15 protein-coding genes are annotated in these 12,744 nt (G+C 63.6%); 11 read left to right on the top strand and 4 right to left on the bottom strand.

Annotated features, from left to right (window positions below; all coding sequences use genetic code 11):
• The first annotated feature begins 110 nt into the window (after positions 1–110).
• Complete coding sequence (locus ACLFLU_RS27755) at positions 111–500, top strand: DUF4189 domain-containing protein (protein WP_426407945.1); 390 nt, start codon at positions 111–113, stop codon at positions 498–500.
• Positions 501–527: 27 nt separating this feature from the next.
• Here ACLFLU_RS27755 and ACLFLU_RS27750 read toward each other — a convergent pair whose 3' ends face one another.
• The gene (locus tag ACLFLU_RS27750) at positions 528–2,363 is read right to left on the bottom strand and encodes a CHAD domain-containing protein (protein WP_426407944.1); all 1,836 of its coding nucleotides are present in this window, start codon (positions 2,361–2,363) and stop codon (positions 528–530) included.
• A 200-nt stretch (positions 2,364–2,563) separates the two neighbouring features.
• On the opposite strand from ACLFLU_RS27750, the gene ACLFLU_RS27745 reads away from it, so the two are divergent.
• Positions 2,564–2,974, top strand: a complete 411-nt coding sequence (locus tag ACLFLU_RS27745) for a DUF2000 family protein (RefSeq protein WP_426407943.1) — start codon at positions 2,564–2,566, stop codon at positions 2,972–2,974.
• Between the two features lie 121 nt (positions 2,975–3,095).
• Here ACLFLU_RS27745 and ACLFLU_RS27740 read toward each other — a convergent pair whose 3' ends face one another.
• From ACLFLU_RS27740 to ACLFLU_RS27730, 3 genes are read right to left on the bottom strand one after another with little or no spacing between them, the layout of a single operon-like run.
• Positions 3,096–3,509 carry a GFA family protein gene (locus ACLFLU_RS27740; RefSeq protein WP_426407942.1) on the bottom strand — a complete coding sequence of 138 codons (414 nt, stop codon included), beginning with the start codon at positions 3,507–3,509 and terminating at the stop codon, positions 3,096–3,098.
• Between the two features lie 24 nt (positions 3,510–3,533).
• A complete protein-coding gene (locus ACLFLU_RS27735; protein ID WP_426407941.1) occupies positions 3,534–3,998 on the bottom strand; it encodes an SRPBCC family protein in 465 nt (154 codons plus the stop codon).
• A complete protein-coding gene (locus ACLFLU_RS27730; protein ID WP_194467444.1) occupies positions 3,995–4,330 on the bottom strand; it encodes an ArsR/SmtB family transcription factor in 336 nt (111 codons plus the stop codon). Before ACLFLU_RS27730 ends, ACLFLU_RS27735 begins: the two co-directional genes overlap by 4 nt.
• 107 nt (positions 4,331–4,437) lie before the next feature.
• On the opposite strand from ACLFLU_RS27730, the gene ACLFLU_RS27725 reads away from it, so the two are divergent.
• From ACLFLU_RS27725 to ACLFLU_RS27685, 9 genes are all read left to right on the top strand, one after another.
• The gene (locus tag ACLFLU_RS27725; protein WP_426407940.1) at positions 4,438–5,124 is read left to right on the top strand and encodes a TetR/AcrR family transcriptional regulator; all 687 of its coding nucleotides are present in this window, start codon (positions 4,438–4,440) and stop codon (positions 5,122–5,124) included.
• Positions 5,121–5,909 carry an HlyD family secretion protein gene (locus ACLFLU_RS27720; RefSeq protein WP_426407939.1) on the top strand — a complete coding sequence of 263 codons (789 nt, stop codon included), beginning with the start codon at positions 5,121–5,123 and terminating at the stop codon, positions 5,907–5,909. Before ACLFLU_RS27725 ends, ACLFLU_RS27720 begins: the two co-directional genes overlap by 4 nt.
• Positions 5,906–6,838: an ATP-binding cassette domain-containing protein gene (locus tag ACLFLU_RS27715; RefSeq protein ID WP_426407938.1), complete on the top strand. Its 933-nt coding sequence runs from the start codon at positions 5,906–5,908 to the stop codon at positions 6,836–6,838. Before ACLFLU_RS27720 ends, ACLFLU_RS27715 begins: the two co-directional genes overlap by 4 nt.
• Complete coding sequence (locus ACLFLU_RS27710; protein WP_426407937.1) at positions 6,835–7,998, top strand: ABC transporter permease; 1,164 nt, start codon at positions 6,835–6,837, stop codon at positions 7,996–7,998. The genes ACLFLU_RS27715 and ACLFLU_RS27710 overlap by 4 nt, the downstream gene beginning before the upstream one ends.
• Positions 7,999–8,032: 34 nt before the next feature.
• The gene (locus ACLFLU_RS27705; protein WP_426407936.1) at positions 8,033–9,340 is read left to right on the top strand and encodes an adenylate/guanylate cyclase domain-containing protein; all 1,308 of its coding nucleotides are present in this window, start codon (positions 8,033–8,035) and stop codon (positions 9,338–9,340) included.
• A 113-nt stretch (positions 9,341–9,453) separates the two neighbouring features.
• Positions 9,454–9,654 (top strand): hypothetical protein, encoded by a 201-nt coding sequence (locus ACLFLU_RS27700; protein WP_426407935.1) that lies wholly within the window; start codon positions 9,454–9,456, stop codon positions 9,652–9,654.
• A gap of 126 nt (positions 9,655–9,780) precedes the next feature.
• Positions 9,781–10,512: a GntR family transcriptional regulator gene (locus tag ACLFLU_RS27695; protein WP_426407934.1), complete on the top strand. Its 732-nt coding sequence runs from the start codon at positions 9,781–9,783 to the stop codon at positions 10,510–10,512.
• Between the two features lie 50 nt (positions 10,513–10,562).
• The gene (locus tag ACLFLU_RS27690; protein ID WP_426407933.1) at positions 10,563–11,807 is read left to right on the top strand and encodes an MFS transporter; all 1,245 of its coding nucleotides are present in this window, start codon (positions 10,563–10,565) and stop codon (positions 11,805–11,807) included.
• Between the two features lie 22 nt (positions 11,808–11,829).
• Positions 11,830–12,723 (top strand): amidohydrolase family protein, encoded by an 894-nt coding sequence (locus tag ACLFLU_RS27685; RefSeq protein ID WP_426407932.1) that lies wholly within the window; start codon positions 11,830–11,832, stop codon positions 12,721–12,723.
• The last annotated feature ends 21 nt before the right edge of the window (positions 12,724–12,744 follow it).

Raw genomic sequence — 12,744 nt, 5'->3', positions numbered from 1 at the left:
GCTTCGCTAATCCACCCTACGGGTCCTCGATTTCAACTCCCCGTTCACCATCTGGAAACGGTCCCCCGCTTAGAGTCCTCTCCACCTGCCTTGGGGGGAGGGGCTTTTCCATGATTTCGAACGTCGTCGCGCGCCGCTGCGCGATGTTTTTCTTTGCGCTGTCGGTTTGTGTCGCCGGCGCCCGTCATATCACCGAAGCCCATGCGGCCGGCGCGTTTGCCGTCGGCAAGTGCGGCGCGTATGGCCAGGCCTATGATTATGGTGCCGAGCACGAGGCCCGCGCCGCGGCACAGAAGCAGTGCAAGGGCGATTGCACGACGGTGACGATGAAGCGCGCCTGTGCAGCGATGTCGGTCGATATGGCCAACCCCTGCGGCGCCTATGGCTATGCCGTGAAACCGAAGATCTCGGCCACGCTCAATGCCGCCACGCGCGAATGCTACAAATATGGCGGCAAGGAATGCGTGATCCGCGCCTGGGCCTGCGACGCCAAGGGCTGAACGTGGGCTAAGCGCAGCCATCAAGGGTTAGCGCAGCCATCCCGCGTTGGTTTGCACCAGTTTTGCCGGTTGCTCCGGCGCATCCACCGACCAGGGCACCTTGGCCCCGGTGAATTCCGACCAGGCTTTTAGCAGGCGTGCTTCGATGCCGACCATGGCATGGGCCTGCCAGCCGGCGATCGCCGATGCGGCCATGCCGCTGCCGGTCGAGCCCGCGCCGACATCCGCAAGCAGTGATGTCGTCGTCGCCATGTCGTTGTAGACACCAAGCTCCTGCTGGAGGTCGGCGAGCCTGCGCGAGAAGCGCCGCGCAGTTTTGCGCTGCCCGCAGAGCGGAAGCAGGAAGTCGGCGACGTAGCGCAACTTCTTCGCGGCCAGACGGACACGGTGCCGCTCCTCGGTCGGCAGCGATTTGAAGCGACGGCCGCGCTTCAGCACCTTCGCGTGCTGCGTCGACAGGATGTTTCGTGCGAAATTGATCGCCGGCTCCGCCAGTTGCGCCAGACCTTCGGGAGCAACCTCGCTACGCCAGCCGCGTGCTTCGATCCAGGCGCCGAGCCCGATCACGAAATACTGACATCGCCGGTCGGCGAGCGCGAGGCGGGCCTTGTCGTAGCAGGTGGCGCGACGTTCGTCGGCGAGTTCACCCAGCGTGTCGAAGCCTGTGACCGACGGACAGCCATCCGCGACCGTTCGCAACGTCTCCTGCCGAAACACATCCCAATCACGTGCACCGGAGAGACTTGCCGCAAGCCACTTCGCCTCGGCGCGCATCAGGTCGAGCTTGTTCAACGACACCACCGACCGCATCAGGTCGAGTGCGGATCGCAGGCGCCGCAGCGCGACGCGAAGCTGATGCATGCCCTCGGCATCGCGCCCGTCCTCGGCAGCCGGCAACGACTGCAGCAGATGCAGAAGACAGGACCGCAGGATCTCGGAAAAGGCCTCATCGAGCGATGTCGATGGATCGAGACGAAGCTTTGGCGGCTTCGGTGCCCGCGGCGGCGTATCGGCCGCGAGGTCGAAGCCGCGCGCCGATTTGGTCCGGATCGAAGGTTTCACCGAACCATGCTCGGCGAGCCGTAGCGCAAGCTCCCAGATGGCGGATGGGCTGCCGCTCTTGAGCTCCAGCTCGATCTCGCTCACGGGCAGCGAGCGATCGCCGGATGTCAGATGGCCCTGATCGAAGGCGACCTCGATCGTGCCCGACGGCAAGTCGACGAGGCGCTGATGCCGGTGAATGTCGCTGCTGAAGACGGCTTCGATCGCGTGACGTTCGAGATCGGCACGCAGCTTGTCTGAAACCAGCGGCATGGCCAAGGCGATGTCCGGCGTCATCGACGGGACGGTTGCTTCCCACTCGCCACGGCGCAGCGGATCGTTGCCGGATTCGGCCTTCACCGTCTGCGTGAATCGCGCGCCGCTCTGGCGAACCCTGAAGCTGAATCCGTCACGCCGGAGCGCGCGCTTGGGCGTGTCGTAATACACGGCCTTGAGATGCTTGCGCGTGCCCTTGTTGCGCGCATTCGTCGCGATGATCGGCGCATCGTTGAAACCCGCCAGGCGATCGGAAGCCACGAGCAGCTTGAGTTCGATTTCGGTCGCGCGCGGCAGTGCATCGCGAGAAGGCGGGAGTTCCGACGCCGTCGTCTCTGCACGAGCTTCATCAGCGGAGAGGCCAGCCTGCAAAGATTCGTTATGCGAAGATGCGTTGTCAGGGAACCCGGAACCGGGCGCCTCACCCGCGGCGGGAACACCGAAGCTGCTGGATTTCTTCCCATCCTCAGGGATCGGATGGCCGTTGGCCTTCGCGAGCCGGTGGACGGGGTCGAGGGCTCGCTTGATGGCGCCGGTTTCGGACATGCACGCTTTATGACAGTTCGGTGACAGGGCTCCGACATATACCCGAGTTGACTCGCAAGGAGAAGCGCAGCGCGTCGCATCTCCATTGAAATTTCCGAGCTGTGATCGATGGGTCAATCCGGGTTACGTTCATGGCCGCCGCCATTTGCGCGGGGAATCTTCTTTCTTTCCCGACGCTTGGATGCGTGTTCGGAGAAATCATGCAGTTCGACACCAAGATCGCCGTTGTCATTCGCAACGATCTCCAGGCCTGGCAGAAGCTCAATGTCGCATCGTTCCTGACAAGCGGCGTCGCGGCCGCCTTTCCGGAGTGCATCGGCGATGCCTATGAGGACGGCTCGGCTACGAAATATCTTGCGCTGATCGGCCAACCGATCCTGATCTATGGTGCCGATGGTCCGGCGTTGTCGCGTGCACTCGATCGTGCGCTCACGCGCAACGTCACACCGGCGGTTTATACCGAGGACATGTTCAAGACCACGCATGATGCCGACAATCGCGAGGCGGTGAAGTCGGTCGCGCGTGCCGATCTCAATCTCGTCGGCATCGCGATGCGTGCCCATCGCAAGGTGATCGACAAGATCGTCGACGGGTTGAAGTTTCACGGCTAATGGGTGTGCTCGGCAGCTTCCACGTCGTCATTGCGAGCGCAGCGAAGCAATCCAGAATCCCTCCGCAGTGGCAGCCTGGATTGCTTCGTCGCTCCGCTCCTCGCAATGACGGAGCGCGTAGCTATCCCGGCGGCATCGTCTCGAATTTGGTCAGGCTGGAATCGAGATGATCCCAGTCATACGCGCGCACGGCGTAGGTGACCGCTTGCGGCTTGTAGCGGGCGGGCTCGTCGAGGCTCGCGGCGCGGATGGTAAAGATGTCGGGCATCGCCGCGAAGGTCATGTAGACGGCAAGGCCGCATGTGGGGCAGAAGGCGCGCGTCTTCACATTGCCGCTGTCGCCGACCATGTCCCATTTTTTGGCGTCGCCCGTGACCGTGACGCCAGCGCGCGCGAAGGTGGCGTAGGAGCCGTGGCCGCTGCCGCTTTCGCGCTGGCAGTCCCGGCACTGGCAGTGATTGCTGAACAGGGGCTCGCCGGCAATCGAATAGCGGATCGCGCCGCAGGCGCAGCCGCCGGTATAGGGCTTGTCCATCGTGATCACTCCTTACTTGTCTTGTTACTTGTCTTCGCCGCTGATCTCGTCGAGCTGGCGGACGACCTTCTTCCAACCGTCGCTCATGATGGTGTAAGCGCTCTCGTTGCTGGGCAGCACGAAGCCCGCGTGAACCAGCTGAATTCGCGTGCCGGCTTCGACCGGGGTGAGGGACCACGTGACGACGGTATCGAGCGGCGCGCCGTAACCAACATTGCGCTCATCGCCGCCCTTCCAGGCGTAGACAAGGCGCCGGTTTGGTATGACCTCCAGAATGCGGCAATGGATGACGCCGTCCCAATGGCCACCCGGCTTGGTCTGGTAGGTGAAGGTATTGCCTACCACTGCCTCGAAACCGGTGGGCGGCATTAGCCAGCGCGCGATCAACTGGGCGCTGGTCAGTGCTTTCCAGATCGTCTCGGGCGCGTGAGGGAAGACGTCGTCCAGCACGATATCTTTGGTCTCGGTTTTCAACGCGGCTGCAGTCACGGGTCGATCTCCTTCAAGAGGTCACGCAGGTTCTCGAAGCGCTCGCGCCAGAAGACGCCGTAATGATCCATCCAGGTCACCAGCGGTTCGAGGCCTTGCGGAGCGGCGCGGTAATAGACGTTGCGGCCCTCGGCGCGCTCGGCGACGAGGCCCGCCTGCTTCAACGATTTCAGATGCTGCGAGATCGCGCCTTGCGTCACGCCGCTGCCGCGCGTCAGCTCGGCGACGCTGATCTCCTTGCTGTCGAACACGCGCTCGAACACCGCACGGCGGGTCGGATCGGCGAGGGCGCGCATCACGGCGGTGACGGGATTTGGGGCGGCTTCGATCATGTCGATTAATTAGCAATGACTAATGCATTAGTCAATACTAATTCGTCGATGCCCGGTACTTCCAAGTCACAATTGACTATGACTGACTAGTCAGTCATAAATGACGAATGACAAGGAAGCCCACCAAAGTGGCTGCGGCCAAGGCAGCAACTCACAAGCCCGAAACGGACGGGGAAGCCGCTGCTCCGGCATCAAGCCGCGCCACGCGCGCGGCCGAGCGGCGCGCGGCGATCGTGGAGGCGGCAATGGAGGAGTTCATTGCGCGCGGCTTTGCCGCGACGCGGCTCGACGACATTGCGAAGCGCGCAGGCGTCGCGAAGGGCACGATCTACCTGCACTTCAAGGACAAGGAATCGATGTTCGAGGAGCTGGTGCGCACCGTGATCGTGCCGGTGGTGACGCGGCTCAATGCGCTGCCGCCGCTGACGGGATCGGTGCGCGATCTGATCGAAACCTTCGCCGGCAACTTTCTCAAAGAGGTGATCGGCACACGGCGCGGCGATCTCGTCCGCCTGATCGTGGCCGAAGGACCGCGCTTTCCGTCGGTCGCCGATTTCTATTACCGCGAGGTCGTCTCGCGCGGGATCGCCGGCATGCGCGCACTGATCGAACTCGGCATTTCCCGCGGTGAGATCCACCAGAAGAATCTCGCTCGCTATCCGCAGATCCTGATCGCGCCGGCGATGATCGCGGTGATTTGGCAAAGCCTGTTTGCGCGGCATGCGCCGCTCGACGCGCAGGACATGCTGCGCGTCCATCTCGATTTGATTTTTGGCGAACGGAGGACGACATGAGGTCGTCGCAAAAGATATTTGGAATCGCATTGGCCGCCGTCCTCGCAACCGGACTTGCCGGCTGCAAGGAGAAGCGCGATCCTGGCTTCCAGGGCTGGGTCGAGGCCGACATGATCTATGTCAGCCCGGACGAGGCGGGCCGGGTCACCAAGCTGGATATCCGTGAAGGCGACATGGTGAAGGTCGGCGACGCGCTTTATTCCGTCGACGACGATCTCCAGCTTGCCGATCTCAACCAGACCAAGGCGACGCTGGCCAATGCGCAGCAAGTGTTTGACCGTGCGGATTCTCTGCGCAAGACCGGCTCCGGCACGCAAGCCGCGCTCGATTCCGCGGTCTCGGATCTGCGGGTCGCGCAGGCGCGGGTGGTGACCTCGGAGACGCGGCTGGCGCGGCGCAGGGGTTTTGCGCCTGTTACCGGCACCATCCAGCAGATCTACTTTCGCGAGGGCGAGATGGTGGCGGCGCAGCGGCCGGTGCTCTCGATCATGCCGCCCGGCAACATGAAGCTGCGCTTTTTCGTGCCGGAGACGGAGCTGCCGAAATTGTCCATCGGTGACGAGGTGCGGGTCGCCTGCGACAATTGCGCCGCCGACCTCACGGCAAAGATCTATTTCATCGCGACCTCGGCCGAATACACCCCTCCTGTGATCTATAGCCTCGAAGAGCGCAACAAGCTCGTCTACCTGATACAGGCACGGCCCTCGCGGCCCGATGCTCTGCGCGTCGGACAGCCGATCGACGTCTATCTCAATCCCAAAACCCCGGTGGCGGACAAGCGATGAACGGCGGCAACGACATCGCCATTGACGTCAAGGGCCTGACCAAATCGTTCGGCGGCCGCGAGGTCGTGCACGATCTGTCGATGCAGGTGAAGCGCGGCTCGATCTACGGCTTCCTCGGGCCGAACGGCTCGGGCAAGACCACGACCATCCGCATCCTCTGTGGCCTGCTGACGCCCGACAGCGGCGAGGGCACGTGTCTCGGCTATGACATTTTGCGCGATGCCGACAAGATCAAGCGCCAGGTCGGCTACATGACGCAGCGCTTCAGCCTGTACCAGGACCTGTCCGTGCGCGAGAATCTCGAATTCGTCGCGCGGCTCTATGGCCTCACCGACGCGCGCGGTGCGGCGCGCGACATGATCAAGCGGCTCGGGCTCTCCGGCCGCGAGGAGCAGCTCGCCGGCGAACTCTCCGGCGGCTGGAAGCAGCGCCTCGCGTTAGGTGCCTGCACGCTGCCCAATCCGCAATTGCTGCTCCTGGACGAGCCGACCGCCGGCGTCGATCCCAAGGCTCGGCGCGATTTCTGGAACGAGATCCATGCACTCGCGGCTGATGGTCTCACCGTGCTCGTCTCGACCCACTACATGGACGAGGCCGAGCGTTGCCACGAGATCGCCTACATCGCCTACGGTCATCTCTTGGCGCACGGCACGGTGGATGAGGTGATCGCGAAATCCGCGCTCACCACCTACACGGTTACGGGCGACGACCTCAACGGGCTCGGAGCCGAGCTCACCGGCAAGCCGGGAATCGACATGGTCGCCCCGTTCGGCACCTCGCTCCATGTCTCCGGCCGCGATGTAGCGGCGCTCGAGGCGAGCATCGCGCGGTGGCGCGAGAAAAGTGGCCTGCACTGGCAGAAATCTGCGCCCTCGCTCGAAGACGTCTTCATCGAGCTGATGGGCCGCTCCAAGGACAATTTCCAATGAGCTCCGCCGAGGCAACAAGCCCGACACATGAAATCCGCGAACGATTCGGCTTCTGGAAACGCTCCTATGCGATGCTGATCAAGGAGTTCATCCAGCTCAAGCGCGACCGCGTGTCGTTCGCGATGATCGTGATGCTGCCGGTGATGCAGCTCCTGCTGTTCGGTTATGCCATCAACACCACGCCGCACAATCTGCCGAGCGCCGTGCTGCTCCAGGAAGACTCCGATCTTGCCCGCTCGGTTCTGAAGGCGCTGGAGAACACGGCCTACTACCGCTTCATCTACGAGGTTCACAACGTCGACGAATTCGACAACCTCCTGAAATCAGGCAAGGTGCTGTTCGGCGTCGAGATCCCGCGCGGCTTCGAGCGTGCGGTGCGCCGCGGCGACAAGCCGGCGCTGCTCGTCGCGGCCGATGCCACCGATCCGGTCGCGGCGAGCGCCGCACTCGGCTCGCTCGGCATGATCGTGCAGACTGCGCTCGCGCACGATCTCTACATCGGCAATCCACCGGAAATGCCGTTCGAGATCCGCGCGCATGCCCGCTACAATCCGGCCGCGAACTCCAGCCTCAACATCGTGCCGGGCCTGGTCGGTACCATCCTCACCATGACCATGCTGATCTTCACCGCGCTCTCAGTGACGCGCGAGGTCGAGCGCGGCACCATGGAGAGCTTGCTGTCGATGCCGATCAAGCCGGTCGAGGTGATGTTCGGCAAGATCATCCCTTACGTGCTGGTCGGTTTCGTCCAGGCCTTCCTGATCATCAGCATCGGCGTGTTCCTGTTCGGCGTGCCCGTGCTCGGCAATCTGTTCCTGCTGGCGCTGCTGTCGACGCTGTTCATCACCACCAATCTATCGATCGGCTACACCATCTCGACGTTGGTGCAGAACCAGCTTCAGGCCATGCAGATGTCGATGATGTTCTTCCTGCCGAGCATTCTGCTGTCCGGCTTCATGTTTCCGTTCGCGGGCATGCCGAATTGGGCGCAATATGTCGGCGAAGGCCTGCCGCTGACGCATTACATCCGTATCGTCCGCGCCATCATGCTGAAGGGCGCGACCATGCAGAATTTGCGCTTTGACACGCTGGCGCTGCTGGCCCTGATGCTGGTCGCCATGACCATCGCCGTGACGCGCTTCCGCCGCACGCTGGATTGAGGCAAGATGTCCCTCGCGATGGCGAGGGAGCGGAATGGTCAGCTTTGCGAGCAGGAAGGCGCGGGAGAAAGCCGTCTTGTCGGCGGATTTCGAGCGCGAGCTGATGCGGGAGGTGCTGCGCACCGAGCTGTTGCGGGTGATGGCGCTGATCATCACTGGCTGCGTCATGATCTTGTTCCTCACCGTAACCTACCTGATCGACCCTGCGATCGTGAACCGGGTCTGGCGCGGGACGGAGGGCCTCGTCCGCGAATACACCCTCTTGGCGGGCTTCATCCTGTTCGAGGTTTGGGTCCACAGCCAGATCAGGCGAAACCTCAAGCTCGATCGCGACCTGCCGGTGATCAGGCGCTATATCGGCGCTCTCATCGAAACGTCGCTGCCGACGATCATCCTGATCCTGCAGATTCGCAGCATGGGCGCTGGGCCCGCACTCGGTTTCGTGTTGCCACTGGTCTATTTCATCTTCATCATTCTTTCGACGCTGCGGCTCGATTTCTGGCTGTCCACCTTCACGGGATTTGTGGCCGCAGCCGAACTTCTGGCCGTCGCGCTGTACTACAATTCGGCCAACGATGCCGGCGAACCGCTGATCTATTTTCACGTGGTACGCAGTACGATCATCCTGATCTGCGGCGTGCTCGCGGGCGCTGTCGGCGCGCGGTTGCGGCGGCAATTTGCCGCGAGCATCGTGGCCGCCACCGCACGCGACCGGGTGACCAATTTGTTCGGCCAGCACGTCTCGCCGCAGGTGGTGGAGCGGCTGATGACGGAGGGGACGAGTGCGGCCGGCGACCTCCGCCGCGTCGCGGTGATGTTCGTCGATTTCCGCGGCTTCACCGCCGGTGCGCAGTCGCGCACCCCGCGGGAGGTCGTCGATCGGCTCGACGGCGCCTTCGCTGTGCTGGTCGACATTCTCGATCGCGAGGGGGGCATTGTGAACAAGTTTTTGGGTGACGGCTTTCTCGCGCTGTTCGGTGCGCCGCTGGAGGCCTCCGACGCCGCGCATCGCGCGGTCGCCGCCGGCCGCGAGATGCTGGCCGCGATGGACCGTATCAACGCGCAGACGAGCTGGCCGCTGCGCATTGGCATCGGCATCCATTTCGGCGAGGTCGTCGCCGGCAATATCGGTTCGCCCCGGCGCAAGGAATACACGGTGATCGGCGACACCGTGAACTTTGCCTCGCGGCTGGAGGCGCTCAACAAGGAGTTCGGCTCGCAGCTCCTGATCTCCGCCTCCGTGCGCGAGGCGCTTGGCGACGACGGCGAGGATGCGGTCGCGCTCGGCCACGTCACGGTGCGCGGCTATGAGCAGCCAGTGGCCGTGTTTCAGCTGGGGTGAGGGGCGCTCGCGTTTCTTTGAAGACGCGTGCCGAATATCGCGGCCGGTTCTCCGCTCTTGCACTCAGGACGTCGAAAAACCTTCGCCGTCCGTTTGTCACGCGGAGAAAATCCATGACCCGACTGACCTTCGTCTTGGCCGCCCTGATCGCCGCTTCCGTCTATCAAACCCAGGCCGCAGCCGCGCGCGACACCGCTTCTGTGCGCCGCGCGGCAACCCACGCGACGGCGGATTGCGTCAGGGCTCCCGCGGTGGGCGCCTATGCCACGGCGCCCTACAAGGAGCCGCCCTGCATGCCCAAGACCATGAACTGACGATTGAGAAGGCGAGGCCGGGTCGGCGAAGTCTGCGACCCGGCCGCGCGCTCCCTGCAGCTTGCCGGTCGTGCGGTACTTCAGTAGTGCTTGACTCCCATCTCATCTAGTCATCTATATGACTATATGAATTCAACCCCGCGCGACGACCGCCTGCCACGCTACCAGCGCCTGCGCGACGACCTCGCCGCGCGCATCAACCGCAACGAATGGCGGCCGGGCGAGCCGATTCCGTCGGAGGCCGAGCTTGGCGCCCATTACGGCGTCGCCATCGGCACCGTGCGCAAGGCGATCGACCAACTCGTCTCCGACTCTGTGCTGGAGCGTCAGCAAGGCCGCGGCACTTTCGTGCGGCGCGCGCGCTTCAACTCCTCCCTGTTCCGCTTCTTCCGCTTCCAGTCCGAAAACGGCGAGCGGCGCGTGCCGAAGAGCCGCATCATCAGGCGCAAGAGCGTGCCGGCGACATCCGCCGTCGCATCGGCGTTGCGCATTCCAATCGGCGAAGCCGTGATCAGCCTGTCGCGCCTGCGGTTGATCGACGACGTGCCGCTGCTGGCCGAGGAAATCTGGCTCCAGCAATCGCGTTTCGCAAAGATTCTCGAGATTGACACGGCCGAGTTCGGCGACCTGCTGTATCCGCTCTACGAGGAGCGCTGCGGCGAGGTCGTGGTCTCCGCCGAGGAAATTCTGACGGTCGAGACCGCCAACGAGATGCAGGCGCGATTGTTGCGGCTCGATGCCCACGCGCCGCTGATTGTGATCGAGCGCCTCGCGCTCGATCTGGAGCGACGGCCGATCGAATGGCGCCGCTCGCGCGGGCCGGCGGATCGCTTCCGCTACCACGCCGAGATCCGGTGACCGCGGCCTTCAACGACATCAAGCAATAAACGAGTACAGGGGTAGGAAACATGTCGAACTGGTACAGTGAAAGCTCGCCGCTGGAGCGGCGCACGTTCTGGGCGAGCTTTGGCGGCTGGGCGCTCGATGCGCTCGACGTCCAGATGTTCGGCCTCGCCATCCCCGCGCTGATCGCGGCCTTCGGCATCAGCAAGGCCGATGCCGGCCTGCTTGGCTCGGTCACGCTGTTCTTCGGCGCGTTCGGCGGCTGGCTCGGCGGCGCGCTCGGCGATCGCTATGGCCGCGTCAAGGCGCTCCAGATCACGGTGCTGACCTTTGCGCTCGCTACCTTCGCCTGCGCATTCGCAATGAACTACACCCAGCTCCTGGTGCTCAAGGCGATCCAGGGCCTCGGCTTCGGCGCGGAATGGGCCGTTGGCGCGGTGCTGATGGCCGAGATCATCCGTCCCGAGCATCGCGGCAGGGCGCTGGGTTCGGTGCAGAGCGCCTGGGCGATCGGATGGGGCGCGGCGGTGCTGTTGTCCGCACTGGTCTTCACCTACGCGCCGGCGGACATCGCCTGGCGCATCCTGTTTGCGATCGGCTTGCTGCCGGCGCTGCTCATCATCTACATCCGGCGGGGACTGAAAGAACCGGTGCGTGCCGTGGCAGTCGACGCCAAGGCGCCGTTCTTCGCCACACTGTCCGGCATCTTCCATCGCGACGTGCTGCGCTCGACCCTGGTCGGCGGCCTGTTCGGCATCGGAGCCCATGGCGGCTATGCCGCGCTGACGACGTTCCTGCCGACTTATCTGCGTGAGGTGCGGCACCTGTCGGTGCTCGGCTCCAGCTTCTATCTCGCCGTCATCATCGTCGCCTTCTTCTGCGGCTGCGTCGCAAGCGGCATCATCAGCGATCGGATCGGCCGCAGGGCCAATGTCGCGTTCTTCGCCAGCGCCTGCATTGCCACCGTGCTGGTCTACATCTTTGCGCCACTGACCAACGGCGAGATGCTGGTGCTCGGCTTTCCGCTCGGCTTTTTCTCGGCCGGTATTCCCGCGAGCATGGCGGCGCTGTTCAGCGAGCTCTATCCTGCCGGCGTGCGCGGCACCGGCGTCGGCTTCTGCTACAATTTCGGCCGCGTCGTCTCCGCAGCGTTTCCCTTCCTGGTCGGCTTCCTCAGTGATCGCATCGGTCTCGGGCCCGCGATCGGCATCGACGCGGCGTTTGCCTATGCATTGGTGCTGATCGCGGTGCTGCTCCTGCCCGAGACCCGCGGCAAGGTGTTCGAGCGGGCCGTGGCAACGCACGCCTGACGAAGTATGAGGAGTAGCGACCATGACATTACCTCAGCGGGGCCTGACGCGCCGCCAGTTTGGTGCGGGCCTCGCATCACTCGCCACAGTGATCGCGACCACAGCCAGCAGTGAGGCGGCCTTGCCTGTTATCGACACTCACGCCCACGTCTTTCATCGCGAGCTCAAGCTCGCGCCGGGCCGGCGTTATGCGCCGGACTACGACGCGCCGCTGTCGCTTTATCTCGATCAGCTCGACCACAACGGCATCACCAATGGCGTGCTGGTGCAGCCGAGCTTTCTCGGCACCGACAATTCTTATCTCGTCGACTGCCTGAAGCAGACAGGTGGCCGCCTGCGGGGCGTCGCTGTTGTTGATCTCACGATCAGCGCGGACGAACTGCGCGAACTCGATCGCGCCGGGATCGTCGGCATCCGCCTCAATCTCGTTGGTCAGCCCTTGCCCGATCTCGCTGCGAGCGAATGGAAGGGATTGCTTGCGAACATCAAGGCGATGGGCTGGCAGGTCGAGATCCAGCGCAACGCGTCCGATCTCGCCGTGCTTGCGCCGCAGCTGCTCGATCTCGGCGTCACTGTCGTGTTCGATCACTACGCGCTGCCTGATCCGAAACTTGGCGTTGCCGATCCCGGCTTTCAGTCCGTGCTGAAGTTAGGGGCGACAAGGAACGTCTGGGTCAAGATCTCCGCGCCGTATCGCAACGGTGCGGTGGGCGAGAGCTTTACGAAAGGGGCCTATCCGCTGCTTCGCGACGCGTACGGACTCGATCGCCTGCTGTGGGGCAGCGACTGGCCGCACACGCAGTTCGAGGCGACGCAGAGCTACGCCAAGAACTGGCAATTCCTCGATACGCTCATCGTCGATGAGCGCGAGCGCGCGCAAGTGCTGGCATCGCCGCGATCTCTGTTTCGCTTCTGATCTCTCATCCGCGATTGCTCC

This window comes from Bradyrhizobium ganzhouense (assembly GCF_049949285.1).
Classification (GTDB): domain Bacteria; phylum Pseudomonadota; class Alphaproteobacteria; order Rhizobiales; family Xanthobacteraceae; genus Bradyrhizobium; species Bradyrhizobium ganzhouense.
Note: the sequence above shows the minus strand (reverse complement) of the source record. Positions and strands in the feature narration are given on the sequence as shown.

What these genes read in the sequence shown, in the direction of transcription:
- ACLFLU_RS27750 (WP_426407944.1), bottom strand. Translation starts at nt 2,363, where the DNA reads ATGTCCGAAACCGGCGCCATCAAGCGAGCCCTCGACCCCGTCCACCGG.
- ACLFLU_RS27740 (WP_426407942.1), bottom strand. Translation starts at nt 3,509, where the DNA reads ATGGACAAGCCCTATACCGGCGGCTGCGCCTGCGGCGCGATCCGCTAT.
- ACLFLU_RS27700 (WP_426407935.1), top strand. Translation starts at nt 9,454, where the DNA reads ATGACCCGACTGACCTTCGTCTTGGCCGCCCTGATCGCCGCTTCCGTC.
- ACLFLU_RS27685 (WP_426407932.1), top strand. Translation starts at nt 11,830, where the DNA reads ATGACATTACCTCAGCGGGGCCTGACGCGCCGCCAGTTTGGTGCGGGC.
- ACLFLU_RS27695 (WP_426407934.1), top strand. Translation starts at nt 9,781, where the DNA reads ATGAATTCAACCCCGCGCGACGACCGCCTGCCACGCTACCAGCGCCTG.
- ACLFLU_RS27755 (WP_426407945.1), top strand. Translation starts at nt 111, where the DNA reads ATGATTTCGAACGTCGTCGCGCGCCGCTGCGCGATGTTTTTCTTTGCG.
- ACLFLU_RS27725 (WP_426407940.1), top strand. Translation starts at nt 4,438, where the DNA reads ATGACAAGGAAGCCCACCAAAGTGGCTGCGGCCAAGGCAGCAACTCAC.
- ACLFLU_RS27715 (WP_426407938.1), top strand. Translation starts at nt 5,906, where the DNA reads ATGAACGGCGGCAACGACATCGCCATTGACGTCAAGGGCCTGACCAAA.
- ACLFLU_RS27730 (WP_194467444.1), bottom strand. Translation starts at nt 4,330, where the DNA reads ATGATCGAAGCCGCCCCAAATCCCGTCACCGCCGTGATGCGCGCCCTC.
- ACLFLU_RS27705 (WP_426407936.1), top strand. Translation starts at nt 8,033, where the DNA reads ATGGTCAGCTTTGCGAGCAGGAAGGCGCGGGAGAAAGCCGTCTTGTCG.
- ACLFLU_RS27745 (WP_426407943.1), top strand. Translation starts at nt 2,564, where the DNA reads ATGCAGTTCGACACCAAGATCGCCGTTGTCATTCGCAACGATCTCCAG.
- ACLFLU_RS27710 (WP_426407937.1), top strand. Translation starts at nt 6,835, where the DNA reads ATGAGCTCCGCCGAGGCAACAAGCCCGACACATGAAATCCGCGAACGA.
- ACLFLU_RS27720 (WP_426407939.1), top strand. Translation starts at nt 5,121, where the DNA reads ATGAGGTCGTCGCAAAAGATATTTGGAATCGCATTGGCCGCCGTCCTC.
- ACLFLU_RS27690 (WP_426407933.1), top strand. Translation starts at nt 10,563, where the DNA reads ATGTCGAACTGGTACAGTGAAAGCTCGCCGCTGGAGCGGCGCACGTTC.